This is a genomic window from Pseudomonas sp. CFBP2511, from assembly GCF_030209255.1.
Taxonomy (GTDB): Bacteria; Pseudomonadota; Gammaproteobacteria; order Pseudomonadales; family Pseudomonadaceae; genus Aquipseudomonas; species Aquipseudomonas avellanae.
Genome location: NZ_JARVSI010000011.1, coordinates 70,343 through 88,076, shown reverse-complemented (window position 1 = coordinate 88,076; position 17,734 = coordinate 70,343). Strand labels below are relative to the sequence as shown.

Annotated in this window: 19 protein-coding genes; 7 read left to right on the top strand and 12 right to left on the bottom strand. The window is 59.9% G+C overall.

Going from position 1 to position 17,734, the window contains the following annotated elements:
• Positions 1 to 417 precede the first annotated feature (417 nt).
• From QRN38_RS10765 to dinG, 5 genes are all read right to left on the bottom strand, one after another.
• Entirely contained in the window at positions 418 to 882 is a 465-nt protein-coding gene (locus tag QRN38_RS10765) for an outer membrane lipoprotein (protein WP_003381490.1), read from the bottom strand.
• 147 nt (positions 883 to 1,029) lie between these two features.
• A complete protein-coding gene (gene pdxH / locus QRN38_RS10760) occupies positions 1,030 to 1,677 on the bottom strand; it encodes a pyridoxamine 5'-phosphate oxidase (protein ID WP_005764922.1) in 648 nt (215 codons plus the stop codon).
• 291 nt (positions 1,678 to 1,968) lie between these two features.
• Entirely contained in the window at positions 1,969 to 3,111 is a 1,143-nt protein-coding gene (locus QRN38_RS10755; RefSeq protein WP_024666308.1) for an OmpA family protein, read from the bottom strand.
• 153 nt (positions 3,112 to 3,264) lie between these two features.
• Positions 3,265 to 4,413, bottom strand: coding sequence for a serine hydrolase domain-containing protein (locus QRN38_RS10750; protein WP_005764919.1), 1,149 nt, complete (start codon positions 4,411 to 4,413; stop codon positions 3,265 to 3,267).
• A 110-nt stretch (positions 4,414 to 4,523) separates the two neighbouring features.
• Complete coding sequence (gene dinG, locus QRN38_RS10745) at positions 4,524 to 6,668, bottom strand: ATP-dependent DNA helicase DinG (RefSeq protein ID WP_005764917.1); 2,145 nt, start codon at positions 6,666 to 6,668, stop codon at positions 4,524 to 4,526.
• Positions 6,669 to 6,775: 107 nt separating this feature from the next.
• Between dinG and QRN38_RS10740 the strand changes: the two genes are divergently transcribed.
• The 3 genes from QRN38_RS10740 (at position 6,776) to QRN38_RS10730 (ending at position 9,480) form a co-directional block, all read left to right on the top strand.
• Positions 6,776 to 7,240 carry a DUF2269 family protein gene (locus QRN38_RS10740; RefSeq protein ID WP_005619982.1) on the top strand — a complete coding sequence of 155 codons (465 nt, stop codon included), beginning with the start codon at positions 6,776 to 6,778 and terminating at the stop codon, positions 7,238 to 7,240.
• Between the two features lie 222 nt (positions 7,241 to 7,462).
• Positions 7,463 to 8,422: a nucleoside-specific channel-forming protein Tsx gene (locus tag QRN38_RS10735; RefSeq protein WP_005764915.1), complete on the top strand. Its 960-nt coding sequence runs from the start codon at positions 7,463 to 7,465 to the stop codon at positions 8,420 to 8,422.
• Between the two features lie 26 nt (positions 8,423 to 8,448).
• Entirely contained in the window at positions 8,449 to 9,480 is a 1,032-nt protein-coding gene (locus QRN38_RS10730) for a purine-nucleoside phosphorylase (protein ID WP_057418168.1), read from the top strand.
• Between the two features lie 78 nt (positions 9,481 to 9,558).
• Here the strand turns inward: QRN38_RS10730 and QRN38_RS10725 are convergent, their stop codons facing one another.
• Complete coding sequence (locus QRN38_RS10725; protein WP_003381499.1) at positions 9,559 to 10,317, bottom strand: hypothetical protein; 759 nt, start codon at positions 10,315 to 10,317, stop codon at positions 9,559 to 9,561.
• The gene (locus tag QRN38_RS10720) at positions 10,310 to 10,585 is read right to left on the bottom strand and encodes a DUF1145 domain-containing protein (RefSeq protein WP_007247002.1); all 276 of its coding nucleotides are present in this window, start codon (positions 10,583 to 10,585) and stop codon (positions 10,310 to 10,312) included. Before QRN38_RS10720 ends, QRN38_RS10725 begins: the two co-directional genes overlap by 8 nt.
• A gap of 217 nt (positions 10,586 to 10,802) precedes the next feature.
• On the opposite strand from QRN38_RS10720, the gene QRN38_RS10715 reads away from it, so the two are divergent.
• Both QRN38_RS10715 and QRN38_RS10710 read left to right on the top strand, forming a co-directional pair.
• Positions 10,803 to 11,300: a DUF6231 family protein gene (locus tag QRN38_RS10715; RefSeq protein WP_122219487.1), complete on the top strand. Its 498-nt coding sequence runs from the start codon at positions 10,803 to 10,805 to the stop codon at positions 11,298 to 11,300.
• Positions 11,301 to 11,303: 3 nt separating this feature from the next.
• Positions 11,304 to 11,777 carry a YchJ family protein gene (locus QRN38_RS10710; RefSeq protein WP_057418169.1) on the top strand — a complete coding sequence of 158 codons (474 nt, stop codon included), beginning with the start codon at positions 11,304 to 11,306 and terminating at the stop codon, positions 11,775 to 11,777.
• A 178-nt stretch (positions 11,778 to 11,955) separates the two neighbouring features.
• Here QRN38_RS10710 and QRN38_RS10705 read toward each other — a convergent pair whose 3' ends face one another.
• Both QRN38_RS10705 and QRN38_RS10700 read right to left on the bottom strand, forming a co-directional pair.
• A complete protein-coding gene (locus QRN38_RS10705; RefSeq protein WP_057418170.1) occupies positions 11,956 to 14,391 on the bottom strand; it encodes a TonB-dependent receptor in 2,436 nt (811 codons plus the stop codon).
• A 112-nt stretch (positions 14,392 to 14,503) separates the two neighbouring features.
• A complete protein-coding gene (locus tag QRN38_RS10700; protein WP_005764901.1) occupies positions 14,504 to 15,055 on the bottom strand; it encodes a hypothetical protein in 552 nt (183 codons plus the stop codon).
• Positions 15,056 to 15,168: 113 nt separating this feature from the next.
• Between QRN38_RS10700 and QRN38_RS10695 the strand changes: the two genes are divergently transcribed.
• Positions 15,169 to 15,663 (top strand): LEA/WHy family protein, encoded by a 495-nt coding sequence (locus QRN38_RS10695; protein WP_005764898.1) that lies wholly within the window; start codon positions 15,169 to 15,171, stop codon positions 15,661 to 15,663.
• A gap of 20 nt (positions 15,664 to 15,683) precedes the next feature.
• Here QRN38_RS10695 and QRN38_RS10690 read toward each other — a convergent pair whose 3' ends face one another.
• The 3 genes from QRN38_RS10690 to QRN38_RS10680 all read right to left on the bottom strand — a co-directional run bounded on the left by QRN38_RS10690 (position 15,684) and on the right by QRN38_RS10680 (position 17,308).
• Positions 15,684 to 16,013, bottom strand: coding sequence for a hypothetical protein (locus QRN38_RS10690; RefSeq protein WP_007246642.1), 330 nt, complete (start codon positions 16,011 to 16,013; stop codon positions 15,684 to 15,686).
• Positions 16,014 to 16,275: 262 nt separating this feature from the next.
• Positions 16,276 to 16,527, bottom strand: a complete 252-nt coding sequence (locus tag QRN38_RS10685) for a DUF1654 domain-containing protein (RefSeq protein WP_005764890.1) — start codon at positions 16,525 to 16,527, stop codon at positions 16,276 to 16,278.
• Between the two features lie 127 nt (positions 16,528 to 16,654).
• The gene (locus QRN38_RS10680) at positions 16,655 to 17,308 is read right to left on the bottom strand and encodes a LexA family protein (RefSeq protein WP_003381514.1); all 654 of its coding nucleotides are present in this window, start codon (positions 17,306 to 17,308) and stop codon (positions 16,655 to 16,657) included.
• Between the two features lie 175 nt (positions 17,309 to 17,483).
• Here QRN38_RS10680 and QRN38_RS10675 point away from each other — a divergent pair, with 175 nt between their 5' ends.
• Positions 17,484 to 17,684 (top strand): SEC-C metal-binding domain-containing protein, encoded by a 201-nt coding sequence (locus QRN38_RS10675; protein ID WP_005764888.1) that lies wholly within the window; start codon positions 17,484 to 17,486, stop codon positions 17,682 to 17,684.
• Positions 17,685 to 17,734 lie beyond the last annotated feature (50 nt).

Below are 17,734 nucleotides of genomic sequence, written 5' to 3'. Positions count from 1 at the left end.
TGACCATCTCATTATCCCGGCTCCGTTTCCGGCCCGACTTCGTCGGGTTCCTTCGTCCTGACACTGATCCGGGGGTCGCCGCAACGTGCCATCCATGGCACGGTGCGGCTAGCTCGGCGTCCTGCCGAGCTACCCCCGGATCAGTGTCAGGACTCAGCCGTCACTTACGTCGCAATCAGCGTCGTCAGTGCCATCGTGATAAAAAAGCGCCTTTGTTTATGTGCAGTGACGATGAGCAATACATGACGTTGTGTTGCAGCATAAATGTGCCGCAGAGCATTGGCACGGTAGTCAAGCTGTCCAACTTTCGGTGGGCCGTCCAGCCGGCGGGAATACCTTGCGTGACAATCCATCTGACGCAGAAGACAAAAAACCCCGAGCTTTTCGGCTCGGGGTTTTGGTGTGCAGCGTTGCAGATCAGTGGCTCACGCGGCTCGTGCCGTTGACGCTCATGATGCGTACGCGCTCGCCGACCCGGAAAATCTCGTTTTCCTGAACCTGCTGCACGTAAGCACGCATGCTGCCGTCATCTTCACGTACGGTGATTTCAACACCTTGCGTGCGGGTCAGGCCCTCTTCGGTCGCTGAACCCAGCAGACCACCGGCCACCGCGCCGATCACTGCAGCCACGACGCTGCCGCGACCGCCACCGATGGCGCTGCCGCCAACGCCGCCGACAACCGCGCCCGCAACACCGCCGATTGGCGTCTTGGTGCCTTCGATCTTGACCGGACGCAAGGATTCGATGGTGCCCATGCGGACAGTCTGTACAGTCCTGGCCTCATCGCGGGAATAGGAATCACCGGTCAGATTTGAGGTACAGCCGCCCAGCATCAACGCCATCGCAGTGAACGAAGCAACCAGAAGAGCAGACTTGCGCATAAAAGGAATCTCCAGAGGAACCAGTGGCCATTAGACTACCTGACAACGATGCTGTCACGGCCCCGGTCCTGCAATTTAAGTTCATTCAGGCGTCATACAGCGACGGCCTGTCTAACGCTCAGACGGCTGAGCAGACGAATAATTCAATCAGGGGGCAAGACGCTCGCGTGCCCATTTGGCGTTTATCAAACGATAGTTCAAACGGTCGTGAAGGCGACTGGATCTTCCCTGCCAAAACTCGATTCGCTCTGGCAAAAGACGGTAGCCACCCCAGTGCTCGGGGCAGTGTGGCTGGGTGTCTGCGAAGCGTTGTTCCGTCTGTCTGATCAAGCCTTCCAGTTCGTCGCGATCGGCAATCACCCGGCTTTGCGGCGATGCCCATGCGCCAAGACGACTGCCCAACGGGCGTACCTGGTAATAAGCGTCGGACTCCTGAGCGCTGACCTTTTCGACCCGGCCTTCAATACGCACCTGACGCTCCAGCGCTGGCCAGAAGAAAGTCATGGCCGCGAATGGATGTGCGGCCAATTGCCGGCCCTTGGCGCTTTCGTAGTTGGTGAAGAAGGTAAAGCCCTGAGCATCAAGCCCCTTGAGTAGCAAAACCCGGCAATGGGGGCGTCCTTCCTCATCGACCGTGGCCAGGGTCATGGCGTTGGCCTCGACCGGTGGTTGCTCGGTTTTCACTGCTTCTTCAAACCAGGTGTGGAACAGCGCAAACGGCTCTTGCGGCGACTGCGCTTCGGTCAACCCGTCGCGCGTGTAATCACGGCGCATGTCGGCCAGGGTTTGAGTCATGGTTTTATTCCTGCGCAGATATCATGAACGTTAGCTAACTCTCGTTACGAGGCTCGGCGCTCGTCGTTATCACACATTCGTTTTTGATTCTGGCCGAAGGCCGTGGGAGCGAACTTGTTCGCGAAGGCTATGTTGTGGGCGATAAATCATGGGTGAATGTAAGGCCCTCTTCGCGAACAAGTTCGCTCCCACGCCCTACGGGCAGAAGCCTGAAAGCCTTGTTTCTCGGGCTATTCAGGACCCGTGCACAACGCAAAGCGTGGAGACGAAAGTCGTTGAGGTACACAGGCCTCAGTTACTGGCCTGGCTGTCATCTTTCTTGGCAGGCGCTTTGGCCGCGGCCTTGGTGGCTGCTGGCTTTTTAGCCGCAGCGGTGGTCTTGGCAGGCGCAGCCTTTTTGGCGGTGCTGGCCTTGGCCGGCGCTTTCTTGGCAGTGTCTTTCTTCGCCACGGCGGCTTTCTTGGCAGGCGCGGCAGCAGGTGCTGGCGCTACTGGCTTGACGTTCTGGGTGGCGACCATGACGGGAGCAACCGGCGGCAGCGCGTAACGGGCCATCAGGGCGCGCATGGTGTCCTGCGGCGTCATGAGAATCTCGACACGGCGATTGAGCGCACGGCCTTCCAGGCTGTCGTTGGCGGCACGCGGCATGACCGCGCCCATGCCACGCTGACTCAGGCGATTACGCTCCAGACCACTGAGGCGGAAGATCGCGGCAACGGATTGCGCACGCTCCTGGCTGATCTTCTGGTTACCTTCGGTAGGGCCCGATGTGTCAGCGTGGCCGAGGATAAGCACTGCGGTCTTCTGATCACCTTCGACCACCTTGGCCAGACGGGTGATCGGGCCCAGTGTGTTGGGCAGCAACATGGCCGGGCGGTCCGGGTTGAAGGAGCTGTCGACCGGCGCAGTGATCGCCAGCAGGTCTTCGCGACGTTCCAGCTGGAACGGGCTGTCCTTGATGGCAGCGCGCAGACGCGGCTCGTACTCGTCCAGCCAGGCCTGGGTCACTTTCGGATCGGGCATCGGCAGCGCTTTAGGCTCGTCCTTCTGGCCTTCGGCACCAAACGGCCACCACCACTTGGTATCGGTCTCCGACTTGGCAACCATCGCAGGCGCAGCAGGCTTGTCTGCCGGCTTGCTGGCAACGGCATCAGGCTTTGCCTGCGCGTTGTCATTGGAGCCGAACGGCCAGTACCACGGGCCGCTGCTTTCAGCGCCAGCCGCAGCGGCCGGTGTTGCAGCAGCCTTGGCCACCGGAGCGGGCGCCGGAGCCGGTGCGGGAGCTTTCGCATCGGTGCCGGCATCGGAAGACTCGCTGCCAGAACCGAACTGCCACCAATGGCCTCCGGTTGCAGCAGAGTCGGACTGAGGAGTTTGAGCACAGCCGGTAACAGCGATGCACAGGGCGAGAACGAGGCTTTTATTGGACGACATGGATGACCCGCAACGGTTTTGATCAGACAGAAGGACGTAACTACGCCGGTATAACATGCATAAAGATGCAGTTGGAAAAAGAAACCGTCGTACGGTTCCTGTTACAGCCATTTAACTGACAGTCGGTATGAAACAAGCACTTATGGCCGATACTTACTGCAAACACTCACGCAGTACGCCAACCAGCTTTTGCGCGCGAGGGTCCATCAGAATGTAGGGGCCCAGGGTGTTGGTGACGAAGCCGAACGCTACGTCGTAATCCGGGTCGGCAAAGCCCACGCAACCGCCTGCCCCCGGATGACCAAATGCCTTGGGGCCCAGACCGAACGTCGCGTTGGGCTCCGCTGGCTGGTCAAGCATGCAACCCAGCCCAAGGCGGGTCGAGGTCAGCAGGGTCTTGTCCTGGCCGAGGCTGTGCTCTCGAGTCAGTTCATTGAGCATGTCTGCTTCAAGCAGGCTGCCATCAAGCAAGCCGTTATAGAAACCTGCCAGACTGCGCGCATTGCCATGACCGTTGGCCGCCGGCTGCTGCATGCGGCGCCACTCCGGCTTGTTGGTGCTGGTCATGATCGACGGCGGGTTGGTGAACGCCCTGGCGGTGATGGACGCGGGCTCGCGCATCGTCGCTTGCAGCACGCGCTGAGCGGCAGCGTCGCCCGCATTGCCCTTGCCGCGCGCGATATGCGCGACGCGATAAAACTGGTCATCTGCCAGACCGACATGAAAATCCAGCCCCAGCGGACGCGAGATACGCGCAGCAATGGACTCGCCTGGCCCGCGCCCGTCGGCACGGCGCAGCATCTCGCCCACCAGCCAGCCGTAGGTGATCGCCGCATAACCGTGGCCCTGCCCCGGCGTCCACCACGGCTCTTCAGCCGCCAGCGCTGCCGTCATGGTCTCCCACTGGTAAAGCGCTTCTGCAGGCAGTGGCTCGCGCAGCGCGGGCAAACCCGCCTGATGGCAGAGCAATTGACGCAAGGTGATCGAGCCCTTGCCGGCAGCGGCGAATTCGGGCCAGAGCCTGGCGACGGGTTCATCCAGCTTCAGCTTGCCCTCTTCGACCAGTTGCAAGACCGCCACACTGGTGAACGTCTTGGTGCAGGAGAACAGGTTGGCGATGGTATCGGTATGCCACGCCTCGGCCCCGTCCTTGTCGGCCGTGCCCGCCCAGAGATCGACCACCGTCTGGCCGCCGACCTGAATGCACAAGGCAGCGCCACGTTCCTGAGGATCGTCAAAAAGCGCCGCAAAGGCTTCACGCACCGCTTCGAATTGAAGTTCGTAATGACCCTGGATCTGCAACGGCTGACTCCTGACTGACGGTACTGGGCCTGATCACAGGCCAATGGGCGCATATTGTTCCAGCGATCGAGCGCTTTGGGAACAGACCAGAGACAACCGACAGCTGTTATTCAGGAAATCTCGCGGCGGAACGGCGGCAACGCATTGAGAATCGCCTTGCCGTAGCGCTGGGTGACGACGCGACGGTCCAGCAGCGTGATGGTGCCGCGGTCTTCTTCGGTGCGCAGCAACCGGCCACAGGCCTGCACCAGACGCAACGACGCATCAGGCACGGCGATTTCCATAAACGGGTTGCCGCCACGCGCCTCGATCCACTCGGCCAGCGCCGCCTCGACCGGGTCGTCCGGCACCGCGAATGGAATTTTGGCGATTACCACGTGCTCGCAATATGCACCGGGCAAGTCCACCCCTTCGGCAAAGCTGGCCAGCCCGAACAGCACGCTGGATTCGCCACTGTCGACCCGTGCCTTGTGCTTGTTCAGCGTCTCCTGTTTGGACAGATTGCCCTGAATGAACACTTGCTTGCGCCAGTCGCGGTCCAGGCCATCGAAAACGTCCTGCATCTGCTTGCGCGACGAATACAGCACCAGCGTGCCTCGCGAACCTTCGACCAGACCGGGCAGGTCACGAATGATCGCAGCGGTATGGGCCACCGAGTCACGCGGGTCGGCCTTGAGGTCCGGCACCCGCAGCACGCCAGCGTCGGCGTGGTGGAACGGGCTGGGCACCACCGCCGTCACGGCACCTTTGGGCAGGCCGGCACGCATGCGGTAACGGTCGAACTTGCCCAGTGCGGTCAGGGTGGCCGAGGTCACGAGCGCACCATAGGCGATGTTCCACAGGTTACGGCGCAGCATCTCGGCGGCCAGAATCGGGCTGGCGTTGACCTCGATATCGAACAATGCGCCGCTGTCGGCCAGGGTCAGCCAGCGTGCCATCGGCGGGCTGTCTTCCGGGTCTTCGGCGGTGAACGCCGTCCACAGCTCCCAGTTGCCGTGGGCTCGGGCCAACAGGCTGCCGAACAACGGGTACCACTCTTCAGCCTGATGGCTGGCGATGCCGATGTTGACCTCGCCGTCCATGCCTTCTTTAAGCAGTTCGGTCAGGCGCGTGAACAGATCGTCCAGACGGGCGAAACCCTTTTTCAATTCGATGCCCATCTCGCGGATGTGCTCGGGGATCACGCCACCGATAAAGCGATGCCGAGGCCGTTCACGGCCTTGCATGTCTTCACCGGCGCGGAAATCCGCCAGTTGCTCGCAGGCGCCGAACATGAACTGCTGATGGCCCTTGATCTCGCGGGCCAGCTCCGGCACTTGCTCGATCAGCTTGCCCAGGTCGCCAGGCAAGGGGTGCTGGGCCAGCAGCTTGGCGAGGTTCTTGGCGGTCTGCTCCAGCCAGTCGGCGGTGGATTTCAAGCGGGTGTAATGGGCAAAGTGGCCGATGGCCTTGTCGGGCAAGTGATGGCCTTCGTCGAACACGTACAGCGTGTCACGCGGGTCTGGCAATACTGCGCCGCCGCCCAGCGCGAGGTCGGCCAGTACCATGTCGTGGTTGGTGACGATCACGTCAACCTTGCCCATGCCTTCGCGCGCTTTATAGAAAGCGCACTGCTGGAAGTTGGGGCAATGACGGTTGGTGCATTGGCTGTGATCGGTGGTCAGCCGCGCCCAGTCCTGGTCGGCGAGTTCCTGTGGCCAACTGTCGCGGTCACCGTCCCATTTGTTGCCCGCCAGCTTCTGCAACATGCTGGTGAACAGCTTCTGACTGGCTTCATCGACCTCGATCTTGAAGCCTTCTTCCTCGAACAGCTGCGCGGTCGCGTTGGTCGCGTCACTCTCCTGCAGCAATGCGTCGAGTTTGGACAGGCACATGTAACGGCCTCGCCCCTTGGCCAACGAGAAGGTGAAGTTCAGACCGCTGTTGCGCATCAGGTCCGGCAGGTCCTTGTAGACGATCTGCTCCTGCAGCGCGACGGTTGCCGTGGCAATCACCAGCCGTTTGCCCGCCGCTTTGGCAGTGGGAATTGCGGCGATGGCGTAGGCCACGGTCTTGCCGGTGCCCGTCCCGGCCTCGACAGCCACGACTGCAGGGTCGCCCGAACGACGCCCCTCTTCATCGGTATCAATGTCCCCCAGCACCTTGGCGACTTCAGCGATCATCAATCGCTGGCCATAGCGCGGCTTGAGGCTCTTGGCTTCGAGGAAACGCGAGTAAGCGCCCTGGATCTGGGTTTTGAGTTCGGTACTGATCATTGGCTTCGGTTCGGGGGCACGGCTAAAAAGGCTGGATAAATTTTCAGTGGTTCTGAGTGGGCGCTATCATAGCGCGCTAAATCCATCCGCGCAGAACGGAGTGTCCGATGACCGCTTTTTCCACTGTTTATACGCTGCATGTGCTGGCTGCTCTGGTCTGGGTGGGCGGGATGTTTTTCGCCTGGATGGTCTTGCGTCCAGCAGTCATTGCAGCACTTGAAGGCCCTGCCCGCTTGAAAGTGTGGGTCCAGGTGTTTCCACGCTTCTTCATTTGGGTCTGGGCGGCCGTGATCGTGCTGCCTGTCACCGGCATCGGCATGATCCAGCTGAACTTCACCGGCTTTGAAACCGCGCCGCGCTATGTGCAAATCATGATGGGCCTTTACGTGGTGATGGTTGCGCTGTTCTTGCGTATCCATTCATTGCAGTTGCCAGAACTGCGTCGGGCGGTGGACGCCGAGCAATGGGCCGAAGGCGCAGCAGCACTTGGCCATATCCGTCGGCTGGTCGGCATCAATCTGATTATCGGCCTGGCCGTGGTCGCGCTGGCAGCGGCGCGTCCGGTGTTTTGAGGCGAAACGGAACATCACAGGGCACGGGAGGTGATACCGCGCACAGCTTGTGAGCAGATTCCTGCCCGATCGGTCATCTTCCTAGGCCTATATCCAGCCTGTTCAAGACCTTGAAACTCTTTGGCATGCGCTGTGCAAACGTTTGCGATCAGCCGTCAGTGGCCAGCAATACGCGGCTCACAGTACGCGATTGACAGTACGGGACCATAAAAAGGAGTTTCAATGCCAAAGCAGTTTTTCACCCAGCCCGCAGCCCTCTGCAACGTCATGATTCCATTGCTGCTCGCAGCAGTTGCTGCATTGCCCTGCACCGCAGCATTGGCGCAGCCGGCGAGCGCGGAAGATTCCGCGCAGGGCGAAGCGCTCAGCCCCCCCGCATCGCCCAAGGAAGGCAAAGGCGCGTACTTTTCAGACTGGTTCAATCAGGACCTGACGCTGATCGGCAGCAAGGACATCAGTTTCGGCCCCAAGCCCAACGATGACATCTACCTGGAGTACGAGTACTTCGGCCGCAAAGGGCCGTTTGAGCTGTACGGCTATGTGGATGTGCCGAAGATCCTCGGCATCGGCAACGATAATGACAAAGGCGTCTGGGACCATGGCTCGCCACTGTTCATGGAGCACGAGCCGCGCATTTCCATCGACTATCTGGCCGGTCGCAGCCTGGCGGTCGGGCCGTTCAAGGAATGGTACGTCGCCTTCGACTGGATCTACGACCACGGCAGCAACTCGGCCAACCGCGCCAACACGCTGTACAGCGGCTTGGGCACGGACATCGACACCCATTCGCGGGTCAATCTGTCGGCCAATTTCTACGGCCGCTACCAGTGGGAAAACTACGGCGCCAGCAACGAGTATTCGTGGGACGGTTATCGTGCCCAGCTCAAATACATCGTACCGATCAGCAAATTCGACAATGGCGCATCGCTGACCTATATCGGCTTCACCAACTTCGACTTCGGCTCGGACCTCAAGAACGATCCGGCACGCACCGGTAACTCCACGGTTGCCACCAACGTGCTGCTTTATGCCTTCACTCACCTGCGCTTCACGCTGGTAGGCCGTTACTTCCACAACGGCGGCAACTGGCAGGACGGCAGTGAGCTCAACTTCGGCGACGGCAACTTCCGGGCGCGCTCGGACGGTTGGGGTTATTACGCAGGCGTGGGTTATCAGTTCTGAATTTGATTTTGACGACAGGAGTTTTCATGAAACACATTACTCGCAATGCTCTCTGCGCCACACTGGCCCTACTCAGCCCCGGCATTTGGGCGGCCACCGCGCAGGTCACGCCGGTCACGCCCAAAGTGATGCTGATCGCCATGTTCGCCCCCGAAGCGCAGAACTGGATCGATCGCCTGCACCTGACTAAAGAGGTTCAGGTGCTGGGGCTGGCAGCCGACTACCCGGCCATCCGCTGCAACGAGCAGGACGTCTGCCTGCTGGTCACCGGCATGGGCCAGACCAATGCGGCGGCTTCGACGCTGGCGCTGGCGTTGTCGCCGCAGTTCGACCTGCGCAAGACTTATTTCATCGTTGCCGGTATTGCCGGTATCAACCCGCATCACGGCTCTCTGGGCACCACCGCGTGGGCGCATTATCTGGTGGAGTTCGGCACCCAGTGGGAAATCGATTCCCGCGACGTACCCAAGGACTGGCCGACCGGTTATCTGGGCATCAACACCAAAGGTCCGAACGAGAAGCCGCCGCTGGACTACAAGACCGAAGTCTTCGAACTGAACCCCAAGCTTCAGGCCAAGGCGTTCGCCCTGTCGCAGAAGGTCGTGCTCAGCGAGAGCAAGGAATCGGCTGCCTGGCGCGTCAAATACCCTTACGCACCCGCCAATCAGCCACCGCAAGTCACCCAGTGCGACACGCTGGCGGGCAATACGTGGTTTTCCGGGACGCGCCTGAGTGAGCGGGCGGAAGTCTGGACCAAGCTGCTGACCGACGGCAAAGGCGTGTATTGCACCACCCAGCAGGAGGACAACTCCACGTACGAAGCCCTGTTGCGTGCCAGCAAGGCGGGCAAGGTAGATGTCAATCGTCTGGCCGTGGTGCGCGCGGGCTCGGACTTTGATCGTCCGTATCCGGGTTACAGCGAGGTGGACAACCTGCTCAAGTACGCCGATCAGGGGGCGTTCGTACCGGCACTGGAAAACCTGTACCGCACGGGCAACCCGCTGGTGCAGGCGATTGTTGGCGACTGGAAGAACTGGGAGAAAGGCGTGCCGCAATAAGCGCGCTGCTGCGATGACCGTCCGGCTCAGGCGTTGCGCCTGAGCCGGACGGGCTTTTGAAGACAAGGCGCTGGAGGGCTACAAGCGCTGCAGGATCAGACTGCCCGCAGGCCCCGCCACACCGGGCAGACCGGCCTCACCTGCTCTGCCTGCCTTCCCACCATCCGCGCGGTAGACGATGCAGCCTTTGGACGCGCCGCCTTTGCCGGCCTTGCCTCCTTCGCCACCCTTGCCTGCCGCGCCACCAGCGACATTCACCTTGATGCGCTCGGCGGGGAAGCTCTGTGGCAGCTCCAGACGAACCTGCGCACCTGCTGCCCCGTCGCGGCCGTTGCCGCCGCTGTCACCGTTGTAACCACGCCCGCCCTGCCCCCACATGCACCCCGGCTCTTCGCCAGTACCGCCATCGAGCCCTGCATACCCAGGGCTGCCCGCACCGCCGCGCGCGTCAATCGACAACTCTTCGGCATTCAGGCTCTGCAAACGCAGGGTCAGGTTGCGCCCAGGCAGCGCCAGTTTCTCGAACGTACCCGGAGCGCCTCGTGCCGTGATCTGGCTGCCGGTGCCGAATTCACCTTTCAACACGACCAGATTGAACGCTTGCACGCCGGGTACGATAGCGATGCGCGCTTCGTGGCCCAGCACCAGTTCGCCGATTTTCACGTCATCAATACCGGCGGGGATCAGCAAGGTGCCGTAATCGGACACCTCAAGGCGCTCGACCTGCAGCACGCTGCTGTTACCCGGCAGGCGCATGAGCGAATGCGGCGCAACAATAATGGTCTGAGCCAGGGCCAATGGGCTGAACAGTGCCGCCAGCAGAACGAGCTTACGCATGGGAGTGCCTTGCAGCCGAGCGGCTGATGGATTGAACATGGAAGATGCCGAACAGGATTATCTTGCCCCGGTCGCGCCACGGATGCCTGCGACCGCGCAGGCTGCCGTTGAACAGAAACAGTTCCAGCAGGTGAGTCAACAACAGTACGGCGCCCGCCATGTCGATCATCACGCCGAACGGGCTGGGCGCTTCAATGACCGCATTGATCAGCACGACCAGCCAGAAGCCCAGCATCAAGATCTTTCCCAGCCCCCAAAACAGCTTCATTGCCTGCCCCCTTGTGATATCCGTTACGAACGCGACGTCTTTGCACGCTTTTCGTCGCCGCACAGTAGACGTGCTGTTCAGCGAATATGCCAGCGGTGTATTAAAAAAGATCAAGCATAGATCGTTGCCGCGCCTGTGTGATGCAATCACAGGTGACTGACTGCTGTTCAGGGCCGGTTCGGCAGGCTAGTCTTGTCAGTCAACCAGAGGACTTTTGATGACTGTCGGCTACTCAACCCGCACGCCCCAGCAAGCGCTGGCTGCGCTGCTCGACCGTTACGCTCCCGAGCGCCTGCTGTTGATCGGGGCGCAAGCGTTTCCTGCGCTGCAGGCCTTTCAGGACGCACACCCGCAGACCAAGGTGGCGTTGGCCGAGCCCGGCACCCTGCCCGCGCATCTGGCCGCACAACGGTTCGACCTGGCGCTGGTGGTCGATTGCCTGGAGCATATCCCCAAGCGCACCGGCCTGGAACTGCTGGGCGGCATCCGCAACCTCAACGCCAGCCGCATCGCGGTGCTGGCCGACTTGCAGGCATGCGGCTGGCAGGAGACCGATTTTTTCTCGCTGGCCCTGCAATCCAGCGAACGCTTCGCGCGCGACGATCAGGTGCTGAACCTGTTTACCTACGACTTGCGCGAGTACAAGCAGGTGCCCGACTGGCTGAACGCAAAATATTGGGCCAACCCGGAGAACTTTGGAAAATACTGGTGGTGAATCATGAGTAGTGCTATTTGCCCCTGCGGCAGTGGCGACCTGTTGCTCGCCTGCTGCGGTCACTATCACGCCGGCCAGCCTGCGCCGTGCGCGGAAAAACTGATGCGCTCGCGTTACAGCGCGTACGTGCTGGGGCTGACGGATTATCTGGTGCAGACCACGCTGCCGGTGCAGCAAACCGCGCTGGACCGTGAAGCCATCGCACAATGGAGCGCGCAAAGCACCTGGCTGGGGCTTGAAGTGGAAAGCGCGGAGGTATTGGGCGGCAAACCCGAGCACGCCTTCGTGACGTTTACTGCACGCTGGCACGATGGTAATGGCGAACACAGCCACAAGGAACGCTCATCGTTTGTGCAGAATCAGGGCCACTGGTACTTCATCGATTCCACCGTCCCGCTCAAGGCCGGCCGCAATGATGGTTGTCCGTGTGGCAGCGAGCAGAAATTCAAGAAGTGCTGCTCGGCTTATGTGATTTGAGATAGTTGAGATGATCGTTCCTCACGCTCCGTGGGAATGCCGTGCGTGACGCTCTGCGTCAAAGATCTGCGCCGCGCCGCACACTCAAGACCGGACGCAGAGCGTCCAGAACGGCATGCGACGCGGAGCGTCGCACGATAGTCGTCGTGCCTACGCTCCAGTGGTCACGAGCCAGTCTTCAAAACTCCAGCTGCGCCGAGAACGCGACGGTGCGCGGGTCGCCCAGGTAGCTGCTGTTGAGCCAGTATTCCTTGTTGGCCAGGTTGCTGACGTTGACCCGCAAGGTCAGGTCATTTTCCGAGACGCGCATGCGGTAACGCGCGCCGGCGTCGAAGGTGGTGAAGGACGGCAGGTCGTTTTCGTTGCTTTGGTCGGTGTATTGCTTGCCGGTAAAGAACGCGCCGCCGGTCATGGCCAGGCCCGGCATCTGATTGATGTCGTATTCGGCATAGACCTTGGCCAGTTGCTTGGCGACATTGGTGGGCACGTTACCTTCATCCTCTGACACGCCGGTTTTCTTGATCTTCGGGTCCAGCAAGGTGAAACCGCCGACCAGCGTCAGTTCCGGAATGACTTTGCCGGTCACGCTGAACTCCAGCCCGTTGTTTTCCTGACGCCCGTCCACCACGTAGATATTCCCGCCCGTGGTGTAGCCGTTGGGCTTCTCGATATTGAACAGCGCGAGAGTGAACAGTGTTTCACCCAGCGTCGCCTTGGCGCCGATTTCATACTGCTCGCTGACTTCAGGCGCAAAAGCCTGACCGGCGTTGGCGGTGCCGCTTGGCGCGATGCCTCCGGCTTGCAGGCCTTCTATATAGGTCGCGTAGGTGGTCAGCCACGGCAGCGGTTTGTAGACCAGCGAGATATTCGGCGAGGTTTTGCTTTCATCGTATTTAGTCTCGGTTTCAGCCGAGCCGAATGCCTTGGCGTAAACGAACTCATTGGCGTAGGTCTTGATCTGCGTGTTGGTCACACCAAGAATCGCCGACCATTGCTCGTTGAAGGTGATGACGTCGCCGATCAGGAAGTTGTTGCTCTGCGTGCTATTGGCCAGGCGCTGGTTGCCGTGACCAATCGAGTAGGACGGCTTACCGACCTGAGGGGTCTGGTCCAGCGGGATCGTGCCGACCGGCGAGGTGTATTGCGGGCCGGGCTGAGCAGGCGTGTACGGGACGTGGTCCTCGTACTGTTTTTGGCGAGACGTATTGCCCTGATAACCAAAGGTGACTTTGTGGCCAAGAAAGCCGGTATCGAATGCGGCATCCAGAAACAGCGAGCCGGTCTTTTCTTCGGTCTCAATCGGGGCGAAAGCGTACAGCGGCTGCGAGTACACGCCTGCGCTGGAGACCGTCGGCCCGGTGTAGGTGTTTTCCGACGTGTACTGCTGAGCCGCGAACGCTGCGCGCAAGGTGAAGGTGTCGTTCAGACGCCATTTGGCGCGTACGCCCGCCTTGTCTGACTCGTAATCGGAAAACGACCATTTCTGGCTGTAGAGCTTGTCGTTGTCCAGCGACGCCGCACTGGGGCGCAAGGACTGGTCGTTGAAATACCAGTAACTGGTCAGACCGCGAATCTGGGTTTTCTTGTGCGAGGCGTCGAACTGCACCAGCAGGTCATCGGAGACGTTCCAGTCCAGCGCCAGGGAAATCATTTCACGACGGCGCTTGTTCATATCAACGGCGGTTTCGCCGTCCTGGGTCAGCACGTTGAGGCGATAGGCGAATTTGCCTTCACTGTCGATCGGCCCGCCGAAATCGCCATGCAGGTAGTAGTTTTCGCCACCGGCATTGCCCAGGGTGACGCTGTTGTAGCGCTCATAGGTGGGGCGTTTGATGACGTAGTTGACCAGCCCGCCCGGTGAGGCCGGGCCGTACAGGAAGCCGGTCAGGCCGGTGATGACTTCCAGTTGCTCCATCTCTTCAATGTAGTTGCTGCCATCGGCACCGTTGGTAAAGCGCAGGCCGTCATTGGCGATGTTCAGACTGCCAGAACTGCTGAAACCGCGAATATTGACGGCACTGGCGTAACCGGCGCTGGTCGGCGAGTACATCTGGGTGAACGGGTTGTGCTTGATGACATCGTCCAGCGAGGTGGCTTGAATGTTTTTCAGCAGAGCCCGAGGTGTCACGCTGATGGAATACGGCGCGTCCTGCAACTTCATGCCGCCCAGCGCGCCGACACTGCTGAAGTTTTCGCTGCGATAACCTGCCGCTTCCGAGCCTTCTAAAGGTGCGCTGCTGGCGTTGATATTGACGTCCGACAGGTTCAGGGCGTTCTGCTCCATGACCATTAGCGTGTAGGTCCCGACGCTGCTTTGCACCAATTGCAAGCCACTGCCACGCAACGCTTCCCGCAGGGCACCCGGCGCATCGAAACTGCCCTTCACCGGCGAGCTCGTTTTGCCGGCAACCAGCGCAGGATCAAGGCTCAGTGCGAGGCCACTCTGGCTGGCGATCTGATTCAATGTGGTCGGCAAGGCCCCTGCAGGCAGGTCGTAGGCAACAACGCTGGTCTGTTGCGCAGCCATCAACAGCGGGCTGACCAGCGGCGTGCACAGGGCAATCGCCATCGCCAGAAGACTGGGGCGCAGAAGGGTGTCTAACGAGCGGGACATCGGGCAACTCCTGATGGACTATTTCTCAATGCCTGTTAGCCGAACGAACTGTTGAAAGTAACAGGGCTGATTGAAAATAATTCCGGTTCAGGATTTCAGATGCCTGGTGGCATTATTCCGGGATGACCCGCAAATGCGAGGTGTCGGGTGGCGCCTTCGACACGGTCTGGACGGCTTGCCCCATGTCGCTGCCCGCCGGGGCCAGGCTCAATCGGGAGAGGTCCAGAGGCGGCGCCACGGGCTCAGGCTTGGCCTCAGACATATCGGCGCCCGTCTCGGCCACCGAGTAATCCGGCGCGTCGACATCCTTGAAAGCGGCCATATAGGCATCGCGTGGCTTGATTTGCAGTCGGCCTGTACTGCCAGATGCCTTGCGCAGCCAGGTCGGCTCGTCAGGTGGCGGGGCCAGTTCAACTTCTTCCATGAGCGGCGGCACGTTCATTTCCAGTACCTGAACCACAGCGCCGGCCCGCTCCAGCGTGGCGCGATACTTCTCGGCCGTGGCGGCGTCGAGGTTGTTTTTCAGAACCAGTCGACGCCCCGAAAACAATAGCTCCAGGCGCTCGGCGTCAGCCTGGAACAGCTTGCCAAGATTGGCCCTGACCTTTTCGGGCTGGGCTCCAGCGACCAGTTCGGCGCTGAAGACAATTTCGTAGACATTCATGGAGACACCGATAAGCACGTCAGTAAAAGTATGGCGTAGCATCAGACAGCGCAACAAGCGCGTTACCCGTGACCCTTGAGTTGTTAGACTCAGGCGTCAAACGGAGCACATCCATGTTTTTTCAGGCGCACATTACAAGAATCATAAGCCTTGCGTTGGTCATGTTCGGGCTGAGTGGATGCTCGTACCTGAGTTTTGACCGCTTCGAGGATCCAGAAGTGCAGTTGTTGAAAGTCCAGGTGGTCAAGGCCAGGCTGACGCAACAGGATTTCAAGCTGTATTTCGAGGTCGACAATCCTAACGACTCCAGCCTGTTCGTACGAGGCCTGAACTACAAGATCATGCTCAATGAGGTGGTGCTCGCCGATGGCAAATCCAGCGACTGGTTTTTTGTCGACGGTCACAGCCAGAAAACCTTTGTGGTGCCCATCCGCACCAACCTCTGGGGGCACGCCAGGTACATCGCTCAATTGCTGAAGAAGCCCGATGAGCTGATCCACTACAGATTTGAAGGCAAACTCAAGACCGGCATGGTCTTCAGGCACAGCGTGCGGATCGGCAAGTCTGGCGATGTGGCCCCGTACGAACTTATCCAGCACCGCAAATAGCCACACCGACAACCACGCAGCTATCCGCCCAGCTTGCCCTTGATCAGCTCCAGCAGAAACTTCCAGATATCCGCCGCCCACAAAGCGCGGTTGACGGCGGAGATCAACGCGGCGCCAAACGAACCGAGCAGAAAACCGATGCCGGTGATGTTGCGAGGCTCTGCAACGCCCAGGTAATTGCTGGCAATGCCGGTGAGGAACACGGCGCACGCCACCCCGGTCACCAGAAAAACCATCCAGGCACGCCAGTCGAGCAGACCAGCCTTGTGCCACCAGCCCGAGATAATTGCGCCAACCAGACCGGCCACCAACCACTCGCCCCTGTCCGCCAAACCATTCAAGATATCCATCAGTTCTGACTCCGTTCCAGAGATAACAGCTGTTCACGAACACAGAAAAACTCAGACACTGCACGCCTGCCGTGTGAATGGCAGGGAAATAGGGAAGGATGTCATCCGGTCTGGCACTTGGGCTCGCCCTGCCCTTGGTCGCGTCCTTGCGATTGAAGCGAGTTGATGATCTGGCGATAAACGGGGATGAAGACGTTAAATTTAAGCATACTTAAAAAACTAATCAAGCAGCTTGAGGCCAATACCTCATGCGTTGTCTGTTTCAGTTATCGATATAGCGCTGCCAGCCAATTCTCACCGACCCGTCTCGCTGCCAGTCAACCTCAATGCCTTCGGTTTCGGAGATTTCCTGCAGCACTCTGTCCCAGCCGTCCCGGGCCTCGTCTTCCTGGCGCGTGACAATGACCCACTGGATCTTCTGCACATCCGGTGCCGAGACCAGCCGCTGGATGCGCCTGCCGATTTGCTCGTAGGAACGCGCTACGCCGGGCGCTGGATTATTGGTGTCGACCATGACAACCTCCTCACACAACTGTATATAAATACAGTATTCCGAGTGAAGGATTCCGGCAAGCGGATTGTAGGAGGCGTCCGACGCTGTGCGTCTTCAGAAGGTTTGCCAAAACCTTGTGGCGCAAGGCTCACAGCCTGCCGGTCATCCTCACGGCCACACCGATAATGCGACAGTCGGCATCGCATTCGATCATTTTGTACGCCGGGTTAAGCGGCTTCAGATAGCGTGTACCGCCATCCTCGACCAGCTTCTTGAACGTCGCCTCGTTGCTGGCGGGCAACTTGGCGATAACCAGCCTGCCGGGCTGAACATCGGCCTCAGTGTCCACCAGGATCATCATGCCTTCCGGCACGCTGACGCCAGTGGGCGCGGTCATCGAATCGCCTTTGACTTCCAGCCAGAACGCCGGGCCTTTGGAATCGTAATCGGAGATTTCATAGCGGTCGGAGAAGCCATCGGGGTACGGCTGAACCGCCTCCTCCCACGACCCGGCAGACACCCAACTGATGACCGGGTAGCGAAAAGACATTTTCGGCTGATCGATCATCGCCACGTTGGCGTCGAACTCCTCCTTTTCAGGCCCTTCACCGATTGCCAGCCATTCAGCCCGAAAGCCGGTTGCGCGTGCCAGCGCATAAAGGTTTTCAGGCCGCAGGCTCTTGCTCTCGCCACTGATCCACTGGGTAACGGCAGAATTGGCCACACCGCACTGGGCAGCGATCTCACCTTTTTTTCTGCCACTGGCGGCAATCGCCTTGGCGATACGTTCGTGTCGGGTCATAGGGTCGGCTCACGCGTTCAGAAAATACAGGGATGCTGAAAAACACCCGCAAAAAACTAAGCATACTTAAAAAAAGATCAAGTGCGAAAAAAAACTGACGGTTACTGCTCGGCGCTGATTTGCGGGATAATGCGCGCCAGATTTTTATTGCAGATTTAACTGTGGAGTACACCCGATGAACCAGCAAGCCCATGTTCATGGCCCTGATTGCAACCACGACCACGATCATCACGACCACCAGCACGGCCATGTCCACGGCCCGAACTGCGGTCACGCGCACCAGGAACCCGTGCGCAACACGTTGAAGGACGTGGGTCGCAACGATCCGTGCCCATGCGGCAGCGACAAGAAATTCAAGAAATGCCACGGCGCGTGATACACAAATCCTGAAATACCCACTGATTGGGCTTCTGCCCGAAGGGCTGT

Coding starts and splice junctions, on each gene's coding strand:
- QRN38_RS10720 (WP_007247002.1), bottom strand. CDS start 10,585: ATGAAGCTGTTTTGGGGGCTGGGAAAGATCTTGATGCTGGGCTTCTGG.
- QRN38_RS10695 (WP_005764898.1), top strand. CDS start 15,169: ATGTTTTTTCAGGCGCACATTACAAGAATCATAAGCCTTGCGTTGGTC.
- QRN38_RS10725 (WP_003381499.1), bottom strand. CDS start 10,317: ATGCGTAAGCTCGTTCTGCTGGCGGCACTGTTCAGCCCATTGGCCCTG.
- QRN38_RS10735 (WP_005764915.1), top strand. CDS start 7,463: ATGCCAAAGCAGTTTTTCACCCAGCCCGCAGCCCTCTGCAACGTCATG.
- QRN38_RS10730 (WP_057418168.1), top strand. CDS start 8,449: ATGAAACACATTACTCGCAATGCTCTCTGCGCCACACTGGCCCTACTC.
- QRN38_RS10755 (WP_024666308.1), bottom strand. CDS start 3,111: ATGTCGTCCAATAAAAGCCTCGTTCTCGCCCTGTGCATCGCTGTTACC.
- QRN38_RS10680 (WP_003381514.1), bottom strand. CDS start 17,308: ATGACCCGACACGAACGTATCGCCAAGGCGATTGCCGCCAGTGGCAGA.
- dinG (WP_005764917.1), bottom strand. CDS start 6,668: ATGATCAGTACCGAACTCAAAACCCAGATCCAGGGCGCTTACTCGCGT.
- QRN38_RS10685 (WP_005764890.1), bottom strand. CDS start 16,527: ATGGTCGACACCAATAATCCAGCGCCCGGCGTAGCGCGTTCCTACGAG.
- pdxH (WP_005764922.1), bottom strand. CDS start 1,677: ATGACTCAAACCCTGGCCGACATGCGCCGTGATTACACGCGCGACGGG.
- QRN38_RS10705 (WP_057418170.1), bottom strand. CDS start 14,391: ATGTCCCGCTCGTTAGACACCCTTCTGCGCCCCAGTCTTCTGGCGATG.
- QRN38_RS10765 (WP_003381490.1), bottom strand. CDS start 882: ATGCGCAAGTCTGCTCTTCTGGTTGCTTCGTTCACTGCGATGGCGTTG.
- QRN38_RS10715 (WP_122219487.1), top strand. CDS start 10,803: ATGACTGTCGGCTACTCAACCCGCACGCCCCAGCAAGCGCTGGCTGCG.
- QRN38_RS10710 (WP_057418169.1), top strand. CDS start 11,304: ATGAGTAGTGCTATTTGCCCCTGCGGCAGTGGCGACCTGTTGCTCGCC.
- QRN38_RS10675 (WP_005764888.1), top strand. CDS start 17,484: ATGAACCAGCAAGCCCATGTTCATGGCCCTGATTGCAACCACGACCAC.
- QRN38_RS10700 (WP_005764901.1), bottom strand. CDS start 15,055: ATGAATGTCTACGAAATTGTCTTCAGCGCCGAACTGGTCGCTGGAGCC.
- QRN38_RS10740 (WP_005619982.1), top strand. CDS start 6,776: ATGACCGCTTTTTCCACTGTTTATACGCTGCATGTGCTGGCTGCTCTG.
- QRN38_RS10690 (WP_007246642.1), bottom strand. CDS start 16,013: ATGGATATCTTGAATGGTTTGGCGGACAGGGGCGAGTGGTTGGTGGCC.